The organism is Pseudoxanthomonas beigongshangi (genome assembly GCF_016820515.1).
Lineage (GTDB): Bacteria > Pseudomonadota > Gammaproteobacteria > Xanthomonadales > Xanthomonadaceae > Pseudoxanthomonas_A > Pseudoxanthomonas_A beigongshangi.
In genome coordinates this window covers 1-20,820 of record NZ_JADHDV010000039.1, presented here as the reverse complement: position 1 = coordinate 20,820, position 20,820 = coordinate 1, and the positions used below count along the sequence as shown (strand labels likewise).

General features: G+C 66.1%; 22 protein-coding genes and 1 riboswitch. Of the genes, 9 read left to right on the top strand and 13 right to left on the bottom strand.

Going from position 1 to position 20,820, the window contains the following annotated elements:
• Positions 1-316 precede the first annotated feature (316 nt).
• A complete protein-coding gene (locus tag IQ458_RS18545) occupies positions 317-586 on the top strand; it encodes an XAC0095 family protein (RefSeq protein WP_203323748.1) in 270 nt (89 codons plus the stop codon).
• A gap of 94 nt (positions 587-680) precedes the next feature.
• Here IQ458_RS18545 and IQ458_RS18540 read toward each other — a convergent pair whose 3' ends face one another.
• Positions 681-1,949, bottom strand: a complete 1,269-nt coding sequence (locus tag IQ458_RS18540; protein WP_203323747.1) for a hypothetical protein — start codon at positions 1,947-1,949, stop codon at positions 681-683.
• Between the two features lie 253 nt (positions 1,950-2,202).
• Here IQ458_RS18540 and IQ458_RS18535 point away from each other — a divergent pair, with 253 nt between their 5' ends.
• Positions 2,203-3,360: an alpha/beta fold hydrolase gene (locus IQ458_RS18535; RefSeq protein WP_203323746.1), complete on the top strand. Its 1,158-nt coding sequence runs from the start codon at positions 2,203-2,205 to the stop codon at positions 3,358-3,360.
• Between the two features lie 121 nt (positions 3,361-3,481).
• Here IQ458_RS18535 and IQ458_RS18530 read toward each other — a convergent pair whose 3' ends face one another.
• Together IQ458_RS18530 and IQ458_RS18525 are read right to left on the bottom strand one after the other, a co-directional pair.
• Positions 3,482-3,814, bottom strand: coding sequence for a hypothetical protein (locus IQ458_RS18530; protein WP_183638197.1), 333 nt, complete (start codon positions 3,812-3,814; stop codon positions 3,482-3,484).
• Positions 3,815-4,155: 341 nt separating this feature from the next.
• Entirely contained in the window at positions 4,156-4,662 is a 507-nt protein-coding gene (locus IQ458_RS18525) for a DUF6496 domain-containing protein (protein ID WP_203323745.1), read from the bottom strand.
• A gap of 165 nt (positions 4,663-4,827) precedes the next feature.
• Between IQ458_RS18525 and IQ458_RS18520 the strand changes: the two genes are divergently transcribed.
• The 4 genes from IQ458_RS18520 (at position 4,828) to IQ458_RS18505 (ending at position 6,802) form a co-directional block, all read left to right on the top strand.
• On the top strand, positions 4,828-5,319 hold the full coding sequence (locus IQ458_RS18520) for a pyridoxamine 5'-phosphate oxidase family protein (protein ID WP_192199348.1): 492 nt from the start codon (positions 4,828-4,830) through the stop codon (positions 5,317-5,319).
• A gap of 125 nt (positions 5,320-5,444) precedes the next feature.
• Positions 5,445-5,786 (top strand): cupin domain-containing protein, encoded by a 342-nt coding sequence (locus IQ458_RS18515; RefSeq protein WP_141456105.1) that lies wholly within the window; start codon positions 5,445-5,447, stop codon positions 5,784-5,786.
• Between the two features lie 192 nt (positions 5,787-5,978).
• A complete protein-coding gene (locus tag IQ458_RS18510; RefSeq protein WP_192199349.1) occupies positions 5,979-6,281 on the top strand; it encodes a hypothetical protein in 303 nt (100 codons plus the stop codon).
• A 47-nt stretch (positions 6,282-6,328) separates the two neighbouring features.
• The gene (locus IQ458_RS18505; RefSeq protein ID WP_203323744.1) at positions 6,329-6,802 is read left to right on the top strand and encodes a GNAT family N-acetyltransferase; all 474 of its coding nucleotides are present in this window, start codon (positions 6,329-6,331) and stop codon (positions 6,800-6,802) included.
• Between the two features lie 386 nt (positions 6,803-7,188).
• Here IQ458_RS18505 and gcvP read toward each other — a convergent pair whose 3' ends face one another.
• Positions 7,189-10,107: an aminomethyl-transferring glycine dehydrogenase gene (gene gcvP, locus IQ458_RS18500; RefSeq protein ID WP_425504718.1), complete on the bottom strand. Its 2,919-nt coding sequence runs from the start codon at positions 10,105-10,107 to the stop codon at positions 7,189-7,191.
• Positions 10,108-10,159: 52 nt separating this feature from the next.
• Positions 10,160-10,273, bottom strand: a riboswitch (glycine riboswitch).
• Positions 10,274-10,439: 166 nt separating this feature from the next.
• On the opposite strand from gcvP, the gene IQ458_RS18495 reads away from it, so the two are divergent.
• From IQ458_RS18495 to IQ458_RS18485, 3 genes are read left to right on the top strand one after another with little or no spacing between them, the layout of a single operon-like run.
• Positions 10,440-10,895, top strand: a complete 456-nt coding sequence (locus IQ458_RS18495) for a VOC family protein (protein ID WP_203323742.1) — start codon at positions 10,440-10,442, stop codon at positions 10,893-10,895.
• The gene (locus IQ458_RS18490; protein ID WP_203323741.1) at positions 10,892-12,148 is read left to right on the top strand and encodes a multidrug effflux MFS transporter; all 1,257 of its coding nucleotides are present in this window, start codon (positions 10,892-10,894) and stop codon (positions 12,146-12,148) included. Before IQ458_RS18495 ends, IQ458_RS18490 begins: the two co-directional genes overlap by 4 nt.
• Before the next feature lie 20 nt (positions 12,149-12,168).
• Positions 12,169-12,597, top strand: a complete 429-nt coding sequence (locus IQ458_RS18485; protein WP_203323740.1) for a hypothetical protein — start codon at positions 12,169-12,171, stop codon at positions 12,595-12,597.
• A gap of 157 nt (positions 12,598-12,754) precedes the next feature.
• On the opposite strand, the gene IQ458_RS18480 is transcribed toward IQ458_RS18485, so the two are convergent.
• The 9 genes from IQ458_RS18480 to minC form a co-directional block, all read right to left on the bottom strand.
• Complete coding sequence (locus IQ458_RS18480; RefSeq protein ID WP_203323739.1) at positions 12,755-13,294, bottom strand: metal-dependent hydrolase; 540 nt, start codon at positions 13,292-13,294, stop codon at positions 12,755-12,757.
• Between the two features lie 205 nt (positions 13,295-13,499).
• A complete protein-coding gene (locus IQ458_RS18475; protein ID WP_203323738.1) occupies positions 13,500-15,017 on the bottom strand; it encodes a hypothetical protein in 1,518 nt (505 codons plus the stop codon).
• Between the two features lie 157 nt (positions 15,018-15,174).
• A complete protein-coding gene (locus tag IQ458_RS18470; protein WP_203323737.1) occupies positions 15,175-17,199 on the bottom strand; it encodes a M2 family metallopeptidase in 2,025 nt (674 codons plus the stop codon).
• Between the two features lie 43 nt (positions 17,200-17,242).
• Positions 17,243-17,932 carry a YrbL family protein gene (locus tag IQ458_RS18465; RefSeq protein ID WP_203323736.1) on the bottom strand — a complete coding sequence of 230 codons (690 nt, stop codon included), beginning with the start codon at positions 17,930-17,932 and terminating at the stop codon, positions 17,243-17,245.
• A 1-nt stretch (position 17,933) separates the two neighbouring features.
• Positions 17,934-18,446, bottom strand: a complete 513-nt coding sequence (locus tag IQ458_RS18460) for a hypothetical protein (RefSeq protein ID WP_203323735.1) — start codon at positions 18,444-18,446, stop codon at positions 17,934-17,936.
• Entirely contained in the window at positions 18,443-19,237 is a 795-nt protein-coding gene (locus tag IQ458_RS18455) for a tetratricopeptide repeat protein (protein WP_203323734.1), read from the bottom strand. Before IQ458_RS18455 ends, IQ458_RS18460 begins: the two co-directional genes overlap by 4 nt.
• A gap of 81 nt (positions 19,238-19,318) precedes the next feature.
• Positions 19,319-19,573, bottom strand: coding sequence for a cell division topological specificity factor MinE (gene minE / locus IQ458_RS18450; RefSeq protein ID WP_141456118.1), 255 nt, complete (start codon positions 19,571-19,573; stop codon positions 19,319-19,321).
• Between the two features lie 3 nt (positions 19,574-19,576).
• The gene (gene minD / locus IQ458_RS18445) at positions 19,577-20,386 is read right to left on the bottom strand and encodes a septum site-determining protein MinD (protein ID WP_183638169.1); all 810 of its coding nucleotides are present in this window, start codon (positions 20,384-20,386) and stop codon (positions 19,577-19,579) included.
• Between the two features lie 42 nt (positions 20,387-20,428).
• A partial coding sequence (gene minC / locus IQ458_RS18440; protein WP_203323733.1) for a septum site-determining protein MinC occupies positions 20,429-20,820 on the bottom strand: 392 nt, incomplete at its 5' end.

Sequence of the window (20,820 nt, the reverse complement as noted above, 5' to 3'; positions counted from 1 at the left end):
ACCGTCTACGAAAGCGGGGGCGTACCAGCTGCCTAGACTCAATGTGCGTTGACACCACCCACCCCAGCCCCTAACCATTGCCCCCGGAGCCTCGAAACTCCGCTTACAGCGGTACCCACCACCGAACATCGGTGGGTTTTTTATGCCCGAACTCACGTTCGGGCATAATTTCCCGTTGCAGACTTCCTGCGTCGGGAGGGCGGCTAATACAACACCCCTTTGGGGGAATACGCCCGCCGGCTGTAAGCGGTTTCGAGCCTCCCGACATCCCGCCTGCGCGTGCAGGCGGGCCTCTGCACTGCAAGGGAGCAATGCCATGGGCGACGATCGCCATCACTCTCACTCGAACCGCCATCCCCCGCGCGAAAAGAAGCGCACCGGCTACCTGCTGACCCAGGACGCCTACCACCTGCTGTACGGCCTGCGCGAACGCGTCCGCCTGACCACCACACTGGCCCGCTCACGCAGCGAGCTGTCCAACCGCTACGAGCCCACCCCGCCGGTGGGCGACTGGGCCTACATCCTGGAAAAGTGGACGGAAGAGCTGGACTTCGTGGTGAAGCACACCACCTGGCAGCCGCGCTAGGCAGCAAGACGGAGCCGGGCGGCGGATGCCGCCCGGCTCCTGGATATGTCCGGGCCGGAAACAGGGTGAGGATGGGCCTGGGGCCATTTTTCCGTCAGTTGACGGTGATCGTCAGGGACTTGCGGGATTGGCCCAAGGCATCGGTGAGGCTGACGTCGTAGCTTTTGCCATCCTGTGGAGCGGAGGCGGGCGCGGTAAGTTCCAGATAGGACACGCCGTTGCGACTGATGATGGCAGCGACCAGATCAGGTTGTGGTCCCGACACCGAAGAGTCGTAAGGTGGAACACCGCCGAAAATCCGGTACTCCTTCTTGTGGTTTACGGGCAGTACGATGCTGTCGCCGTTCGCGTCATCGTTGGGCCCCAACATCAGACGGCTACCGGGGCGTTGCACGCCAACGTCACTGACCGCCGCATAGGTGCAGGGCGTGAAGTCGGCGGGGATGTTCTCCACGGGTTCGGCCTGGACTTTCTCGTACAGGGCCAGCAGGGAAAGGAACTGGTTATGGAGGGCAGTGACCGCCAGCGAGAAGTTCTTGTTTCTGGACTTGAGCCCGACAAGGGTATTGATGCTGTTGGCAGCCATCTCCTTGGCGCCGTCCGCGCCACCCTGTTTGGGGGGCGGTAGCGAGCCCAGGCCTTCTATAGCCCCGCCAAAGGCATCCGCATTGCTGGGGACAGTCAAAGTGAGTTGTGTATTGACCGCACTGACGGTGGTGCGTACCGAGTTCATCAACCTTGATTCGAGCAAGCGCTTGGGGGCACCGTCGTCCAGCTCGAGTTGCATGGTTGCCAGCACATCATCCAATTGGGCGATGGCCTGGCGGCCGTTCGCATCTGCGGCAGGCAGCGACTGGCGCACGCCCTGGAGTTGCTGACGGGTCGACGCCAGGGACTTGCGCAGCAGAGCGCGATCCAACGATTCGGGCGCGCCGGCGGCGCGCGCCTGCTGGTAGACGCCGATGGCGCAATTGATCGCGGTATGGCCGTTGTCGTAGATGCGGATGCGGTCAAACTGGGCCATCGTGGTGACGGCGGAGTAGCCGGCCAATCCGCCCGCGGTAATGGCGGCATTCGTGGCCGCATTGATACCGCGCGATGAGTTGTAGGCCACGATGCCGGCCATGGGAAAAAGAGTGCTGGTCAGTCCCGAACGCGTGCGCACGATTTCCGAACGGGCGCGCTCCAGGCGAACCGACATCGCGCAGGCATAGAGCAGCGCCCGATCCGCTGACTGGTTGGCGCAGCGATATATCTGGCCGACGTCGGGCGGGCGGTCGTACCTGATGTAGGGGTCCATCACGGCACACGCTGCCAGCGGCAGCAGGCACGCGGCCAGTCCGAACGCACGATACGTTGTCATCCCCGTTCCCCCGATCCCTGCGGATGGAAGCCATGCCTGGCGTCCTTGCGGCAATCAACGCACGTGCCCCGTGAAGGCGGCCGTCCGTTCGTCGGCCGCGCGCAAATTGGGCAGTGGCGCTATCGGAAGTGAGCCAGGGAAGGACGGCTTACCTGGGAGGGATGGACAGTGGACTACGACAATCCGGATATACATGGCCGGTCACCGGGCCACCCGCCGTTGGCGCGGGTGGGAGCTCGAAAAAGGACGTCATATGCGCATCCTGGGGAAGGCGGCCGTGGTCATGCTCGGCCTGTTGCTGCTGTCCGGTTGTCGGACGATTCCGGACCGGGAATGGTGGGGACTCAATGATCCGGCTCCGGTGCAGGACGGGTTGCAGAGCCAGATGATGGTGTTCGAGGCGGATGACCGCGGGCAGCTCTATCAGCCTGCGCAGATACAGAAGATGGCGCAGTGGATGGAAGCGACGCCAACTCGCCCGGTGGTGCTGTTCGTGCACGGTTGGCACCACAATGCCTGCCGGCAGCAGGCCGGCGAGCCTGCCTGCAAGGGGGGCGGGCCTTATGACAGCGATTACCAGAAGTTCACCGCGTTCCTGGCCCGGTTGGAGAACGTGGAGAAGGCGGGGGCGGTCAACGCTCTCTATTTCGGATGGCGGGGCGATTCGGTCGACACGTTCATCCCGTGGGAAGCCAGTGATTTCTTCACCATTTGCGGCCGCAAGCGTGCATCGGAGCGGGTGGGGCAGCAGGGATTGCGAGAGGTGGTGGCCTGGTTACGCGCGCAGAACCCCAAGCGCCAGGTCTTCGTGATAGGTCACAGCCTGGGAGGGTCGGCGGTGCTGTGGGCGGTGAAGGAGTGGATGGGGGAAGCACCCGATACGACGCTGGAATACATCATGCTCAACCCCGCGGCCAGGGCGGAGGAACTGGAAACCATCAAGGAACGCCTGGAGGAGGACGCGCGTTCGCGACAGGCACTTTCCCTCGACCAGGTGAGCATGGCGACGGCCTTGCGTGCCGCGCCTGATGGGTCGCGACGCATCATCGTCCTGCAATCCACCGCGGATGTTCCGGTGCGCTATCTGTTTCCGCTTGCGTTCTGGAAGCGGGCGATAGGTTTCAACCGGGACTGGGTGAGTCATTCAGTACACGCCTGTAGCGGCGACGCGTGCAGGGTGACGGACCCGGACTGTCAGCTCAGTCTGGGAGGACGCATGATGATCGAGGCAATCGGCACCGGCGAGCAGTGTCAGGAACAGGCCAAGAAGGCGGTCTGGGTGATGCAAACCGGCAAGGATGTGTCGGCCGGCCACAACGATATTCTCAATGATGTGCAGGCTGCGGCGTTGGCTGATTGGCTCGCCCAGCGCATGGCGCAATTCCGGATGATGGAAGCCGGCAAGCGCTGAGCGCTATTTGTCCGTGGACTCCTCCACAGGACTCATCGCCCATGTGGAGCGGAGCTCGCTCCGCTGCGGTTCGCGGAAGGGCTGGGGGCAGGGCGCCGAGCAAGCCCGGCGCCACCACGGATTACTGGCCGAACGGCGCGGCCTTGACCGGCTGGCCCTTGGGCGAGCAGACCGGCGGGTTGGTCATGCCCATCGACAGCAGGTTGCCGCCGTTGACGATGCAATTAAATTCCTTGCCGTCCTTGGCCTTCAGGGCAACATAGGTGTTGGTGCCTTCGGTGCGACGGCTGACCAGGGTGAGGTCTTCCGGCATGTAGCCCAGCGCGCCGCCGGTCTGGGACTTGATCTTGTCGTCGCTGAGGTTGTTGGTCTTCTGCGCAATCGAACTGCAGGCGGCGGCCTGCAACACCAGCAGCACCAGCGCCGGCTTCCACATCATCTTCCACATTTTCATGTTCATCTCCTGGGTCATCACCGCGGGCGCGGCGAGCGGTGCCATTAGCGGCGACAGGAGGCTATCCGGCGGCCGCGATGGCCGGGAGCGTGGTGGTGCGAACAGCACTGTACGAATGACGAACCGGAATTACGGCGTGATGGCGCGCACGTACGGTGAACCCGTGCCCGCGGTGGCTGCGGCGGCGTGCGGGGGAGCGAAAGGCAGCGGAGCCAGGTCCGCTCTACGAGGTGGGTGGGTCTGGGTCCACCATCGCGGTGCCGGGCGGTGGGTGAGCCTTCTGGCTTCACCCGGAGTTGGCGCCCGGCGACGGCAATGGTGGGCCGAGGCCCACCGGGTGGTCAGGATGCCTTTTTGCGGGTACGCGCGGCCTTCTTGGCGGCGGCCGAGCGCTTGGCGGGACCCTTGGTGCGGGCGGCTTTCTTTGCCGCGGCGGAACGGTCGGCGGCGGTGCGCTTGCTGGCCGCCTTCTTGGCCTGTTTGGACAGGGCGGTGCGGCTGACGGCTTTCTTGGCGGTCGTTTTGCTGGTGGCCTTCAATGCCTTCTTGGCACCGGCCGAGCGTTTGGCGGCGGGGCGTTTCGTAGCGGTTTTCCTGCCCTTGGCGATGTCCTTGCGGGCTTTTTTCTTGACCGCCGGAGAGGCGTTGTCGCCGGGTTCGACGTCGATGCCGGCGCGGCGGGCCTTGGACAGGCCGATGGCGATGGCCTGCTGGGTGTTCTGGACGCCGTGCTTGCCTTCGCGCACGTGTTCGATTTCCTCGCGAACGAATTCGCCGGCCTGGGTGCTGACGGACTTGCCTTCGCGCTTGTCGCGTTCGACCGCGCGGCGGGTTTTTTCTTCCGGCATGGCGGCGTCTTCCTTCGGACAACGAGCCTGTGTTAGTCCCATCGGCGTGAACAGGCGGCGAAGGACGGTTGGCGGGCGCGACTATCACGGCGATAACGCTTGTTTGACGGCGGCGTGACATGCGCGGGGCTAGCGTGAAGCCACCTGTTTCGAGGGAGTATCGTCATGCATACGCCACAGGAACTCGAAAAGAAATTCTGGAAGCTGCTGAAGTCCGACATGGTCATGATGATTGGCCTGGAGGGCGCCGAGGACGGCCACACCCGTCCGATGACTGCGCAGATGGAGGACGAGGAACACGGACCCATCTGGTTCTTCACTACCACCGACAATCGCCTGGCCCAGCGCGTGGGCACGCCGCAGCGCGCCATCGCCACGTTCTGCGCGAAGGGCCATGACCTGTTCGCCAGCGTCAACGGGGTGCTGGTGGAGCATACGGATCGCGAAGTGGTCGACCGGTTGTGGAATCCCTACCTGGCCGCCTGGTACGAAGGCGGGATGGAGGATCCGCGATTGGCGCTGCTGCGCTTCGATGCCGAGCACGCGGAAATCTGGTTGAACGAGAACTCGATGCTGGCCGGGGTGAAGTTGATGCTGGGCATGGATCCGAAGAAGCATTACCGCGATCGCGTGGCTGAGGTGAATCTGCGGCATTGAGGGATTGGGTGAGGCCGTCATTGCGGATGCTGGACGGTTTGCCCCCATCCGCCCTTCGGGCACCTTCCCCCGCGCGCGGGGAAAGGGAACTTCTCGGTCGTCAGGACAAGGTCATTGGAACCGGCATGCAATACAAACACCTGCGTTTCGGACAAGGCTTTCGCACCGCGTTCGCGGTGCGTGAGGTGCAGGCGGCGGAGATGGTGATCGCGCCGGGCGAGGCCGAGGGCGGGCCTGACAACCGGCATCGCGGTGCGGACCAGTGGTTGTATGTGGTGTCCGGTACGGGCGTGGCCACCATTGAAGGCGAGCGGCAGACGCTGCGCGCGGGCAGCTTGCTGGTGATCGAACACGGCGAGCGCCACGAGATCCGTAATACCGGGCGGACTTTCCTGAAGACGCTCAACTTCTATTACCCGCCGGCATACGACCAGGACGAGGAAACCCTGCCGGCGGGTGAGGGCTGATGGAATTGGGCGGGCCGGCCCATGGCTGAATACGGGGAGCCGGATATTCAGTTCCGGCTTCACCGGCCCGAACGGTGAATGACCATGGCGCGTGCGGCCTGTCCGATCCGTCGTGCCCGCCGCGTGAGGGAAACCAACGACGCGGAGAGGGGGCTTTGCGGCGGTGCCCCCCTTATGTCGGAAGTCGATTGCATGCTGTTGTCAGACACCCAGATCCATACCCATCTGTGCCGGCTGGAGGCCACCGATGCGCGCGCCATCGGTCAACTGGAAGCGTTGACCGTCTGGATGGCGGCGCTGGTACAGACCCATCCGGATGGCGAGCGCTTGCGCGCAGTCGCGCAGAAGTTGGCGGCGCGCGGTTCGTTGCGGGCCGTCGCCGGCTATCAGGAGGAAGCGGCGGCCTATGACGCCACGTTCTGCCAGCTGATGGCGCTGAGCGACGGGACCCGCCCGTCGATTCCGGTTCCCGCCGCGCCGCCGCCACGCGTGTGACGCCGGACTGGGATAGAGTCGCCGCTCCCGTCCCGCGGCTTTCGTCCATGTCCAAGGTTTTGCTGGTCCCGATGAGTGAGCGCGCGTTCCGCACGTTCCTGCACACCGCGGTGGAAAATTACGCCGGTGAGAATGTCTCCGCCGGCCGCTGGCCGGCAGACGGCGCGCGGGAGCGTTCGCAGGCCGCCTTTGCGCAGTTGCTGCCGCAGGGCATCGCCACGCCGGATCATTATCTGTTCGAGATCGTTGCCGGCACGGAGGGTACGGTGGGCTCGCTGTGGTATGGCGTGTATTCCGAAGGCGAGCAGCGGCAGGTGCATGTCTATGATGTGCTTGTGCATCCCGCGCATCGCCGCCGCGGTTACGCGGCAGACGCGTTCGCGGCGATGGAGGCGCAGGTGCGCGCGCAGGGCATCGATCGGATTGGCCTGCATGTGTTTGCGCACAACGCGGGTGCGCAGGCGCTGTATGCGAAGTTGGGGTATTTGACGGTAAGTCATAACCTCATCAAGCAGCTTTAGGGTTGCTCTTATCTTTTTTGGATAGTTTCCCTCGCTGGTTGGGAAGGGCGTGGGTATGGGAGCACAAAAGCAAATCCCCCTCGGTCCCCCTTCTTCGAAGGGGGAGGAAAGGCGGCGGCCGTTGAACTGCACTAGAAGCCCCCTTGATCAGCCATGCGGCTGTTGAAAGCGAAAAAGGGGGCGGGCGCCCGCGAAGCGGGTGACGGGGGATTGACCAGCCATTCGGTTGTTGAGAAGCGCTTGCTTTTGGCGCGGTCGGGAAGAGGAAGCATACGAACTTGCCCCCATCCGCCCTTCGGGCACCTTCCCCCGCGGGCGGGGGAAGGGGGCGTTGCAGCGTGCGAGTACTCCCCAAAAAAAAGCCCCGCATCGCGGGGCTTTTTTTCTTACATCACGTTCGGCTCGCTGAAGGCTTCCGGTTCGCCGGCGAAGGCTTCCACCGGGATGCAGCTGCAGAACACGTTCTTGTCGCCGTGCACGTTGTCCACGCGTGCGACCGGCGGCCAGTACTTCTGCAGCTTCAGGCTGGGCAGCGGGAACGCGGCCAGTTCACGCGGGTAGGCGTGGGTCCATTCGCTGGCGCTGACCTGGGTGGCGGTGTGCGGGGCGTGCTTGAGCGGGTTGTCCTCGCGATCCAGGCGGCCGTCCTCGACCGCGCGGATTTCCTCGCGGATCTGGATCATCGCGTCGATGAAGCGATCCAGTTCGTGCTGCGATTCGCTCTCGGTCGGCTCGACCATCAGCGTGCCGGCCACCGGGAAGCTCAGGGTGGGGGCATGGAAGCCGAAGTCGATCAGGCGCTTGGCCACGTCCTCGGCGCTGATGCCGGTGGCGTCCTTGAGCGGGCGCAGATCCAGGATGCACTCGTGCGCGACCAGGCCGTTGCGGCCGGTGTACAGGGTCTCGTAGTGCGGGGCCAGGCGCTTGGCGACATAGTTGGCGTTGAGCAGCGCCACCTGGGTGGCCTTGCGCAGGCCGGCCGAGCCCATCAGGGTGATGTACATCCAGCTGATCGGCAGGATGCTGGCGCTGCCGAAGCTGGCCGCCGACACCATGCCCACGTCGCCTTCACCGCCCAGCGTGCGCGGCAGGAACGGCGCCAGGTGCGACTTGACCGCGCACGGACCCACGCCCGGGCCGCCGCCGCCGTGCGGAATGCAGAACGTCTTGTGCAGGTTGAGGTGGGAAACATCCGAACCCCACTTGCCCGGCTTGGCCACGCCGACCAGCGCGTTCATGTTGGCGCCGTCGGTGTACACCTGTCCGCCGTGCTGGTGGATGATGTTGCAGATCTCCACCACGTCCTCTTCGAACACGCCGTGGGTAGAGGGGTAGGTCATCATGATCGCGGCCAGGCGATCGCTGTACTTCTCGGCGGCGCGGCGGATGTCCTCGACATCGACGTTGCCGTTGCTGTCGCACTTGGTGACCACCACCTGCATGCCGCACATCTGCGCGCTGGCCGGGTTGGTGCCGTGCGCAGATTCGGGAATCAGGCAGATGTCGCGCCTGGCCTCGCCGCGCGAGCGGTGGTAGGCGCGGATGGCCAGCAGGCCGGCGTATTCGCCCTGCGCGCCGGAGTTGGGCTGCAGGCTGACCGAGTCATAGCCGGTGCATTCGACCAGCATGGCTTCCAGGCCGTCGATCAGTTCCTTGTAGCCCTGCGCCTGATCGGCCGGGGCCAGCGGATGCAGGTTGCCGAACTCCGGCCAGGTCACCGGGATCATCTCGGCGGTGGCGTTGAGCTTCATGGTGCAGCTGCCCAGCGGGATCATGGTGCGATCCATCGCCAGGTCCTTGTCGGCCAGCGCACGCATGTAGCGCAGCAGTTCGTGCTCGCTGTGGTGGGTGTTGAACACCGGGTGGGTCAGGAACGGGCTGGTGCGGCGCAGGGCTTCCGGGATCAGCGAGGGGGCGCTGGCGTCCAGCGCGTCGATGCCCGGCAGGGTGGCGCCCGGGTTGGCGAACACGCCCCACAGCGCTTCGACGTCGGCGCGGGTGGTGGTTTCGTCCAGCGAGATGCACAGCGTGCCGTTGCCGCGCACGCGCAGGTTGATGCGGGCCTGCCTGGCGCGGGTCAGGATCGCCTCGGCGGCGTCGCCGGCGTCGATGCACAGGGTGTCGAACGCGCTGGCGTGCACCGTGGCGTGGCCGAGCGTGCGCAGGCCTTCGGCCAGGATGGCGGTCAGGCGGGCGACGCGGCGGGCGATGCGGGTCAGGCCTTCCGGACCGTGGTAGACCGCGTACATCGAGGCCATCACCGCCAGCAGCACCTGCGCGGTGCAGATGTTGGAGGTGGCCTTCTCGCGACGGATGTGCTGCTCGCGGGTCTGCAGGGTCAGGCGGTAGGCGGGATTGCCGTCGGCATCCACCGACACGCCAATCAGGCGGCCCGGCATGGAGCGCTTGTAGGCGTCGCGGCAGGCCATGAAGGCCGCGTGCGGGCCGCCGAAGCCGAACGGCACGCCGAAGCGCTGGGTGTTGCCGACCACGATGTCGGCGCCCATCTCGCCCGGGGTCTTGAGCAGGGTCAGCGCCAGCAGGTCGGTGGCCATCACGAACAGCGCCTGGTGGCCGTGGATGATCTCCGCGTCGCGGCCCCATTCCTCCAGCCAGCCGCTGGACGCGGGGTACTGCACCAGCACGCCGAAGTAATCGCCGGCGGCGAGCTTTTCATGGAACGCTTCGGTCGAACGGACGATGTCCACGGTCAGGCCCAGCGGCTCGGCGCGGGTCTGCAGGACTTCAATCGTCTGCGGATGGGTGTCACCGGCGACCAGGAACACGTTGGATTTCGACTTGGCCGAACGCTTGGCCAGGGTCATCGCCTCGGCGGCGGCGGTGGCTTCGTCCAGCAGCGAGGCGCTGGCGATTTCCATGCCGGTCAGGTCGGTGATCATGGTCTGGAAGTTGATCAGCGCTTCCATGCGGCCCTGCGAGATTTCCGCCTGGTACGGGGTGTAGGCGGTGTACCAGGCCGGGTTCTCCAGGATGTTGCGCAGGATCACCTTCGGAGTGTGGGTGCCGTAGTAGCCCTGGCCGATGAAACTCTTGAACACCTGGTTCCGGTCGGCGACGGCGCGGATCTTGGCCAGCGCCTCTTCCTCGGTCATCGCTTCGGGCAGGGCCAGCGGGGCGGCGGACTTGATGTTGGCCGGCACGATGGCATCGGTCATCGCCTCCAGCGAGTCGTGGCCGACCACGCGCAGCATGTGCGCGATTTCGGCGTCGTTGGGACCGATGTGGCGGGCGATGAAAGCGTCGTGGTGCTCGAGATCGCGAAGCGAGGACGGAGTCTGGGACATGGGCAGGGGCATCCGGAAAAGGCATGAAGCCGGGCGTGCGAAGTGCGCACGTGGGTGCCCCTCTGTCCTTTTGCCTGAGAGTTTGGAAGCGCCGCGGACGAGGTCGCGGTGATGCTTCGTGCCCCTTCGGCGCCGGCGCGTGGCCGATCTCTCCAGAGTGTTTGCAGCGGGGGTGGTATCGGGCCTGAGCGATTACGGGCGTTTGCGCCTTCGGCAGCGGGTTTCCCCGCTTCTCCCACCTGGTCTTGCGGTGCGGATTATAGCCTGCGGCCGCCCGCATCGTCCCGGTTGGCCTTACCATGTCCGGCCCCCCGCGCCGGCCATCCCTGTTCATGAATGCGCCCCCTTTCCGACTCCTGCGCCTGGACCACATCGTCCTGCGCGTCCGCGACCTGGCGGCCATGCGCGCCTTCTATTGCGGGGTGCTGGGCTGCGCGGTGGAGCGGGACCGGCCGGAGCTGGGCCTGTTGCAACTGCGGGCCGGCGAGTCGCTGATCGACCTGGTGCCGGTGGACGGCAAGCTGGGCCGGCTGGGCGGGGCCGCGCCAGGGCCCGAAGGCCACAACGTCGACCACCTGTGCCTGCGGGTGGAACCGTTCGACCGCGAGGCGCTGGCGGCGTACCTGGAAGCGGCCGGGGCGACCCTGGCCGAATTCGGTGAGCGCTACGGCGCCGACGGCATGGGACCGTCCCAGTACCTGCGGGACCCGGAAGGCAACACGGTCGAGCTGAAGGGCCCGCCGACTTCGCCGCCGGTGGACCCTTCGGTGGCCGGGAGCGCGCCATGACCGGCGTCCGCAAGCTGCCGTCCAACCGCCGCCTGGCCCTGCTGCTGGGCGGGCTGGCGATGTTCGGTCCGTTCTCGATCGACACCATCTTCCCCGCGTTCAACGCGATGGGTGCGCAGCTGGGCGCGGACAAGCTGGCGATGCAGCAGGTCATCAGCGTCTACCTGCTGACCTACGCGCTGATGAGCCTGGTGCACGGCCCGCTGTCGGATGCGTTCGGCCGACGCAAGGTGATCCTGGGCGGGCTGTTCCTGTTCCTGCTGGCGTCGATTGGCTGCGCACTGTCGCGCGACATGACCACGCTGCTGCTGTTCCGCGCGCTGCAGGGTTTCTCGGCCGGCGTGGGTTTCATCGTCGGCCGCGCGGTGATCCGCGATGTGCTGCATGGCGACGACGCGCAGCGGCTGATGAGCCAGGTGTCGATGATCTTCGGCATCGCCCCGGCGATCGCGCCGATCATCGGCGGCTGGATCCTGGGCTGGAGCGCGTGGCCGGTGATCTTCTGGTTCCTGGCCGGCTTCTCGCTGCTGCTGTTGCTGACCGTCGGCTTGTGGCTGCCGGAAACCCATCCGCCGGAAGTGCGGGTGAAGGTGTCGCCCAAGCACCTGTTGCGTGACTACTTCGCCATCGCCCTGAATCCGCGTTTCCAGCGGCTGGCGCTGGCCGGCTCGTTGAGCTTCGGCGGCATCTTCCTGTACATCGCCTCGGCGCCGATTTTCGTGATGGATCGATTGGGCTTGAACGAGCAGCAGTTCGCCTGGCTGTTCCTGCCGACCATCGGCGGCATGACCCTGGGCGCGTTCGTGTCCGGGCGCGCCGCCGGCCGCATCAGCGGCACCCAGCTGACCCGCATCGGTTTCGCCTGCATGGGCGTGTCGACGATTGCCAACCTTGCCTACAACGCGTGGGTGGGCGATGCCATCACCATCCCGTGGGCGGTGCTGCCGATGTGCCTGTCGGCGTTCGGCGTGGCGCTGATCTTCCCGATCCTCACCCTGGCCATCCTCGACATGTATCCACGCCAGCGCGGCGCGGCATCGTCGCTGCAGGCCTTCAGCAACCTGTTCATCAACACGATCATCGCCGGCGTGGTTTCGGCGCTGTTGAGCCGGCACGGCCTGTGGCTGGCGCTGGGCGCGGGCGTGCTGACGCTGGCCGGCTGGGCGATGTGGCGCTGGGAGGCGCAGGTGAGCCGGCGTGCCGAAGCCTGTCCGAAAGAACCCGCGGCGCTTGAACCCACCGATCAGATCTGAGCTTCGACAAGGAATCCCCGATGTCCACCCATTCAAAGGCCCGCCGCGATGCCAAGAAGCGCAGGGCGATCAAGGCACGCAACCTGGCCCGCGCCAACGCCCCGGCGATCGAACCGCACGCCGAGCTGCGCAATCCGCAGGGCGACCTGCTGGCCGGCATCGTGCGCCAGGCCGGCGTGTGGGTGCTGGGCATGGACGGCCGCATTGCCGGCAGTTCCGACAGTGCCGCCGAGGTGCTGGCGATGATCAAGCGCGCCGCCGCCCTGCACGAAGCCAACGGCCAGCCGGTGCGGCTGGTCTGCTCGGATGAGCTGCGCGACACCGCCGTCATCGAAGCCGCCGCCCAGGGCATGAGCCTGGAAGATTTCGAGAAGAAGCTGGAAGCGGAGATGAGTGCCGGCGCCGAAGACGCCGATTCCGAACCGGACGCCGCCCCCACCCAGCATTGAATGGCCTCCTTGTAGGAGCGACGTAAGTCGCGACCTGGACAGTTGGGATGCTCAGGATGTTCGGTCGCGACTCACGTCGCTCCTAAAATGGCATGAGTCGTTCCATCGTCCATCCTGTGGGAGCGACGTCAGTCGCGACAGGGGTGATCCGGATGCTTCATCGCGACTGACGTCGCTCCCACAAGATACGCGGGGCGGCGAGCACGGCCATCAGCAGCAGCGCCGGCACGCCAATCCAGCGGGCTTCCGACCACAGCACCTCCACACCGCGCGCGCTGAAGAACCGGTGCGCGAACGGCGATACCTCGATGACCTGCCAAGGGGCGAAGAAACGCTGTTCCGACCAGGGCCACAGCAGGCCCACGCCCAGGCCGCCGTTGGTCAGCATGTCCAGCAGTGGATGCGACAGTACCGAGCAGGCGACGAACAGGAACGCCGTCCAGGCCCGTGCGCGCAGCGGACGATGGAAGCACGCCGACAACGCGCCCAGCAGCAGCGCGAACACGAGGGAATGACTGGCGCCGCGATGCCCCAGCGCATCGGCGTAGGCGATACCGAATTTGAACGCCACCACGTCCGCATCCGGCAGCATCGCCGCCACCGCGCCCGTAATCAGCAAGCGTGCGGGGATACGCCGGCGTCCCAGACCAAGACCAACGGCGACGGGAACCAGGGCGTGGGCGAAGACGGTGGGCATGCGGACACTCTGTTGCGAACGAGGCGCCCACCATCGCCGTTGCATTTGAAGTGACAGTGAAGCCGGACCCGTAGAGCGGAGCTTGCTCCGCTGACAGGGCACGCACGCCCGGAACCGCGCGACATCAGTGGATCAGGCCATCGATGCGTTGGCCGGGATGACGGGACCGGAGCGCGAGGCGGCGGGAAGCGGAGCAAGCTCCGCTCTACCGGCTGGGGGCCGGATACCGGCGAAACACGCCACGTTGCTTGAAGACGGCGCGAGTCTTGAACCGGGGAACGGCCGGCGCACTGCCGGCGGACACCGCATTGGCCTGGCCCGGAATCAACGGCTGCGATCCATTCATCAGGATCGGCGTGGTGGGCGAGAGCCATTGCCGGATATGCGGATAGGCCACGTCGAAGCGCGAATACCAGTCGCGATTCTGGGTATTGGAAGTCGAGCCGCTATTCGCGCAGCTGGCGTCGCCGCCCTGCAGGCCGCCACGCAACCGATAGCCATCGGCGTGCAGGGTGAACAGGCCCGATCCGCTGCTGCCGCCCTCGGTGCTGCCGCTCAGCCAGGCCACGCCGTTGTGGGTGGCGTCGCTGCTCGCCGGAATCTGCTGGCCCGAGGAAACCTTCTTGGCGTCGCCCGACGGATGATGGATGCCGAGGATGGTGCTGGAAGCGGGAAGGGCGGCGGCGTCCCATCCGCTGAACTCGGCACCCGCGGGCGCCGGGTCGGCCAGCCGCAACAGCAGGGCATCGGTGTCGCTGCTGGAGTACAGATAGGTGGCGCCGCCGGTCAACTGGGTAACGGCTTGCGACACGCCGCTGTTGCAACTGGTGGCTTCGTAGCGCCAGAACGTATTGAGCGTGGAGGCCACGCCCTGGTCGCTGATGCAGTGATGCGCGGAATAGAAATAGGGGGTCTGGGTATCGGTCGCGGTGTCGTTGAGCAGCGTGCCGGTGCAGATGAACACGCCGGTCTGGCCACTGTCGTCCTTGCTGATGAACTGCATATGCGCGACCGCGTTCTTGGCACGGACGAAACGGTCGCCCAGCTCGGCGACCCGGCAGGCGGTGTCGATGTTGCAGCTTTCCGACTCGCCGATCTTTTCCAGGATCTTGAAGTCGCTGCGGCTGTTGGCCAGCAGGTGCACCAGTTGCGGGGCATTGAGGCGCGCCATGGCCGCAACGACGTGCGCGGGACGGTAGATTTCGATGTATTGGGTCTGGCCATCGGTGCTCGGCGTCCAGTAGAGCCCCTGCGCGTCAACCTGGCGCTGGGCTTCGCGTGCGGTCACCACCGCGACAATCCGGTCGGGATGGTCGGAGCCGGCGAAACGCAGTTCCACATCCGGGTGCAGGGCGGTGACCTGCAGGCCGGCGCGCACGGCCAGCGCGTCGGGCGAACTGATCTCCACGCGCGCCGCCGATGCACCGTGCCCGAGCGCGCGCCAGCTCAGCGCAGGCTGGGCCAGCGTGGTGACGCCTTCGGTGCTCAGCCGGCGTCCCATGCCGACTTGTACCGGTTTCATCTGCCGTGCCGCGTTGCGTTTCTGTAGATTGAACAGGCGCTGGATCGGCATTTCGCGATAACGCACGCGCGCGCTCTGCAGGGTGTTGAAATCGGGTGTGCGCCAGTGCGCGGACGGCGCTGCCTGCGTGCGGCTGGTTTCACCCGGCACGCTCTGCGCCCAGGCCGTCGGCGCGGTGATGGCGCAGGCCAATGCCAGCATTCTCCAACCGAGATGGATTCGCTTGCCCATGGTGGTCCCCCTGATTCGTCCCTGGTCCGGGAATGGTATCAGCGATGGAGGCGTGGACCATGGGCATGCGCGTCACAACGAACAAGGCCGGCTTGCGCCGGCCTTGTCGTATCGTTTCAAGCGAAAATCAGCCCTGTTTCCTGGCCGGTTCCGCCTTCGCCGGCGCGGCAGGCGCCGCGGCGGTGGTGGCCGGCGGCGTGGGCTGCCAGCCGCAGGTCTGGCCTTCGTTCTGTTGCTTCAGCCATTCCTGCAGCGGGGCAAAGTACTCCAGCACCGCGTTGGCGTCCATCTTCTCGGTGCCGGTCAGTTCCTTCAGCGTGGCCTGCCACGGCTGGCTGGCACCCTTCTCCAGCATCGCCCAGAAGCGCTGGCCGGCGACCTTGTTGCCGTAGAAGCTGCAGTTGTACAGCGGGCCCTTGTAGCCGGCGGCGTCGCACAGGCCCTTGTAGAACTGGAACTGCAGGATGTGCGAGAGGAAGTAGCGCGTGTACGGGGTGTTGCCCGGCACGTGGTACTTGGCGCCCGGATCGAAGAAGTCCTCGCCGCGCGCGCTCACCGGCGCCACGCCCTGGTAGCGGGCCTTCAGATCCCACCATGCCTTGTTGTAGTCGGCCGGCTTGATCGAACCGTCGAACACGCCCCAGCGCCAGCGATCGATCATCAGCCCGAACGGCATGAACGACACCTTCGCCAGCGCCATGCGCATCTGGGCGTTGATCAGCGCGTCGTGGCTCTGCTGCTGATCGCCGACCAGCCCGATCGACTTGAGGTAGTCCGGGGTCATGGCCAGCACGATGGTGTCGCCGATGGCCTCGTGGAAGCCGTCATGCGCGCCGTTCTGGAACAGCGGCGGCAGCTTGTTGTAGGCCAGGTAGTAATAGACGTGGCCCAGTTCGTGGTAGATGGTGGTGAAATCTTCCTCGTTGGGCTTGATGCACATCTTGGTGCGCACGTCCGGACCGCCGCCCGGCTCGCCGCCCATGTTCATGTCCCAGGCGCTGGCGTGGCAGACCACGTCGCGGTCCAGCGGCTTGATGAACTGGGTCCTGGACCAGTAGCTCTCCGGCAGCTTGGGCATGCCCAGCGAGACGTAGAAATCCTGCGCGCGCTCGGTCATCTGCTTGGCCACCGCCAACTGCGCGGCGCGTTCGGCCTGGAACTGCTGCTCGGTGGTCGGTGCCGGGCCGGCCTTGCCCAGTTCCTTGACGAAATCGGCCTGGTACTGCGCCTTCAGTGCTTCGCTGATGTCCAGGCTGCCGGCGTTCTTGTACGGCTGCAGCATGTCCCACAGGTTGCCCCAGTCCTGCTGCCACATGTTGCCGGTCAGGTGCGCCGGCAGCATGCCGTTGACCTGGCCCTTCTCCACGCCGTAGGTGGCCTGCAGCTTGGTGCGGGTGTAGCAGTGCAGCTGTTCGTACAGCGGCTTGACCTGGCCCCACAGGCGATCGGTCTCGGCGGCGATTTCCGCCGGGGTCATGTCGTAGCCGCTGCGCCACATCTCGCCGGCGTCGGCGTAGCCCAGTTCCTTGGCGCCTTCGTTGACCAGTTCGGCGAAGCGCGTGTAGTCCTTGCGCATCGGTTGGGCGATGGTGTGCCAGCCCTGCCAGGCGTCCAGCTGCGCGTCGTAGTCGCGGCTGCTGCGCAGCACGTCTTCCAGCTGGCCCAGGTCACGGCACTTCTTCGCGTCGCCTTCGCCGGTGCAGTACTTGCCGGCGCCGTACATGCCGCCCATCTTGGACGCCAGCTTGGTGATTTCCTCCAGCTTGGCCGGATCCTTCGGCGCGGGCATGGCGGTGGAGAGCTTGAGCAACTGGATGGCGCGCGCGGTTTCCGGCGACATCTGCTGGCCCTCGAACTTCCTGGCCTGCTCGATCCACACGTTCAGCTGCGCCAGGTAGCGCTCGTTGTACTTGGCTTCCAGCAACTGGCTGTCGTCGTTGATGTAGGTGTTGGACAACCACTGCGACGCGGTGATCTCCGGATACATCTTGCGCAGTTCCTGGTTCACCCGGGCGATGAACTGATCCGCGGTTTCGCCCTGGGGGGCGGCGGCCGGTGCGGCGGCATCCTTGGATTCGTCCTTCTTGCAGGCGGACAGGGCCAGCACGCTGGCGCCGACGGCGAGTGCGAGCAGGAGATGGCGTTGCTTCACGGGAAGTCCTTCGAGGGTGCGGCAGGCGCAGGAACCCGGAAGGCTAGTGCGGCGGCGGTGCGTCCGCAAGGGCGGCGCGGATGCGCTGGCGCAACCGCCCGGCCCGGCGCCGGATCTTGCGGTGCATCAAGCGTCGCGACCAGCGCGAGAACGGCAGGATCTCCTTGCCGCTCAAGGTGGACTTGGCGTCGACGCAGACCAGCCGGGGCTGCGTGGCGGATCCGGCAACGACGAAATTGCCGGCATTCAGATCGAACAGCGGCACGTCGTGGGCCAACAATTCACGTTCCATCGCGTCGACCGCCGCGCACAGCGAGTCGGGCGAGGAGCGGGTGCCTTCGAACAGGTGCGCGTACAGGCTGCGTGCGATCGCGTCGTCGGCATCGCGCACCAGCACGCAGCGCAGCGCCGGGCCCCATCTGGTGGCGACGATGCCGGTGCAGGGCGCGAGCCAGCCGTCGAGCGCGGAACCGATGCGCGCGCGCAGGCGCCGCCAGGCGCGCAGTTCGGTGGCGTTTTCGCCCAGCGCCGGCAGCCGCCGCGCCAGCGAACGCCGCAGGCGCGCACGCAGGCCCGCCGCGGGGCGTTCATCGGGATGCAGTTCGAACTTGAGGCAATGCCCGGCGTCGTCCGGATCGAGCGCGCACAGGCGGTTGGCGCCGCGTGCCAATACCGTCAGGCCGCCCCAGTGCGCGCCCAGCGGTGGGTAGGGAGCGTGCGGCCTGGCGGACATCTCAGGCCGCGTGCCGCTGGCCGAAGCGCGGTGCCAGCAGGTCGCGTTCGCCCAGCCACTGGCGCGCGTCCTCGGCGTCGCCCTCGAACCAGTCGCGGGTGGTGCCCAGCCGGAACGAATAGCCCCAGGCATCCATGTCGGCCATCAGGCGTTCGCGGCCGACGCCGGGAATGCCGTCGGCCAGCAGGATCTGCAGGTAGCAGGTGGCGTCTTCCTCGATGTCCGAATCGGTGGCGTCGGTATGCACCGCCGCGCGCCGTTCCGGGGGCAGCACGATCAGGTGGCAGGCCTCGTGCAGCATCGAATGCAGCGGGGTGTCGCCGCGGACATAGACGTTGTCGGCAATCACGCCGGCCTCCGGCTCGCCCCAGAAACTGCCGGGAATCTTCTCGCCGTCGGCAACCTGATGCAGGCGAAGATCGTAGCGGGCGAGCAGATCCGCCAGATCCGCGAACACGCGATCACGCACGCGCAGGACTTCGGGTTCGGCGGAGGGCGGGGCGGGTGTGTTCATGGTTTTTTCTTGCGCAGTTGCTTGATGTAGTCCAGCTCGCCCAGGGCGACCTGGTTCTTGGGTTCTATTTTCAGCGAATCGCGGAAATGGCGTTCGGCTTCGTCCAGCCGGTCCAGTTCGATCAGCGCATAGCCGGCGCCGCGCAGCGCGCGTGCGCGTTCGGTGTCCCGCAGCGATTCGGGAGCAAGCGCGACATGTTCCAGTGCTGCCTGGTTGCTGGCCAGCATCTTGTCCCACTCGCGGCTGGCACGGTACAGGTAGCCGCGTTCGGTCAGGAACTGCGGGTTGGCTGGCGAGAGCTCCAGGGCCCTGTCCAGTGCCGCGGCGGCCTCGTCGAAGCGGTTGAGTTCGATCAGCGCGTACGCTTTGCCGTAGTAGCCATAGGCCCAGGTCGGCCTCAGTACCCTGGCATCGCCGCCCCCCTTGCCCTCGGTATGATCGGCAGCCACGCCCAGCAGGTACAGCAGCGCCTCCGCTGGGTCGCGGGAACAGAAGTAGATCGTGCCGTCGCCGGCGTAGCGGGCTTCATGCGCCTGGATGACGGGATCGAAAGCTTCCCGGATGGCAGCCTCGGGCTGGCGCTTCTTCAGCAACTCGTCGCCGATGACGATGAGTCGGTCCTGTTGCGCCTGCCAAGGGTCGGCCTTGGTTTCGGCCGGGGCATCCGCCGTCGGGGAATCCGCTGGCGGCGCGGGGGACGCAGCCGGGGTTTGTGCCATCGCGGTCCCCGCCGACAACGCGCTGACCATGATCAGGGCATACCGGCAACGGCGAAACGATGTGGCATCCATGTCGGAATCCCGGCGGGTGTAGGTTTGCCGACTATGGCATGAGCCGGCCCGGTGCGGACCGGCTCGGGACGGACCTTCCGGTCAGCCCTGGCCTTCCGGCAGGGCGACCGAGATGTCGAGCACGTCGTGTTCACCGTCCTTGATCAGATCGACCTTGACCGCCTCGGCATCCACGTTGACGTACTTCTTGATGACTTCCAGCAGCTCGCGGCGCAGCAGCGGCAGGTAGTCGGGACCGCCACGCGAGGAACGTTCCTGCGCGATGATGATCTGCAGGCGGTTCTTGGCGGTTTCGGCGGTGTTCTTCTTGGTACGCAGGAAATCGAACAGACCCATGCCTTAACCTCCGAACAGCTTGCTGAAGAAGCCCTTCTTCTCCAGGGTGGTGAAACGCAACGGACGCTCCTCGCCCAGCAGGCGGGCGACCGTGTCGTCGTAAGCTTGGCCGGCCGGCGACTCCAGATCCAGGATCACCGGCTCGCCCTTGTTGGAGGCGTTGAGCACGTCGCCGGATTCGGGAACCACGCCCAGGGTTTTCAGGCCCAGCACCTCCTCCACGTCCTTGATGCTCAGCATCTCGCCGCTTTCGACGCGGCCGGGGCTGTAGCGGGTCAGCAGCAGGTTGGCCTTCAGCGGCTCGCCGTTCTCGGCGCGGCGGGTCTTGGAATCCAGCAGGCCGAGGATGCGGTCGGAGTCGCGCACGGAGGACACTTCCGGGTTCACCACCACGATGGCCTGGTCGGCGAAATACATCGCCAGGAACGCGCCCTTCTCGATGCCGGCCGGCGAATCGCAGACCACGTAGTCGAAACCGTCGTCGCCCAGATCCTTGAGCACCTTCTCCACGCCTTCCTTGGTCAGCGCGTCCTTGTCGCGGGTCTGCGAGGCGGCCAGGATGTACAACGTCTCGAAACGCTTGTCCTTGATCAGCGCCTGCTTCAGCGTGGCCTCGCCCTGGGTGACATTGACGAAGTCGTACACCACGCGGCGTTCGCAGCCCATGATCAGGTCCAGGTTGCGCAGGCCGACGTCGAAGTCGATGACCGCGACCTTCTTGCCGCGACGGGCAAGGCCGCAGGCGATGCTGGCGCTGGTGGTGGTCTTGCCGACGCCGCCCTTGCCGGACGTGACTACGATGATTTCAGCCAATGGTGTTCTCCTTGGTCGTTCTTCTAGTGAGGTAGGGCCGCGTCAGTCCTGGGCGGCGATCTTGAGTTGGTCCTGGTCCAGCCAGATCTGCACGGACTTGCCGCGCAGTTCCTGGGGTACTTCCTCCATCACCTTGTAGTGGCCGGCGATGGCGACCAGTTCGGCGTGGAATTCGCGGCAGAAAATCCGTGCATCGGTGTTGCCCTGGGCGCCGGCGAGGGCGCGGCCGCGCAGGGCACCGTAGATGTGGATGGAGCCGTCGGCGATGACTTCGGCGCCGGCGCCGACGGTGCTGAGCACGGTCAGGTCGCGGTTTTCCGCGTACAGCTGCTGGCCCGAGCGCACCGGGGTCTTCTGCATCAGGCCCGGCTTGCCGGCGTTGGCGGCCGCCTTGGCCGCCGCGGCGGGCTTGGCGGGCGCGGGAGCCGGCTCCG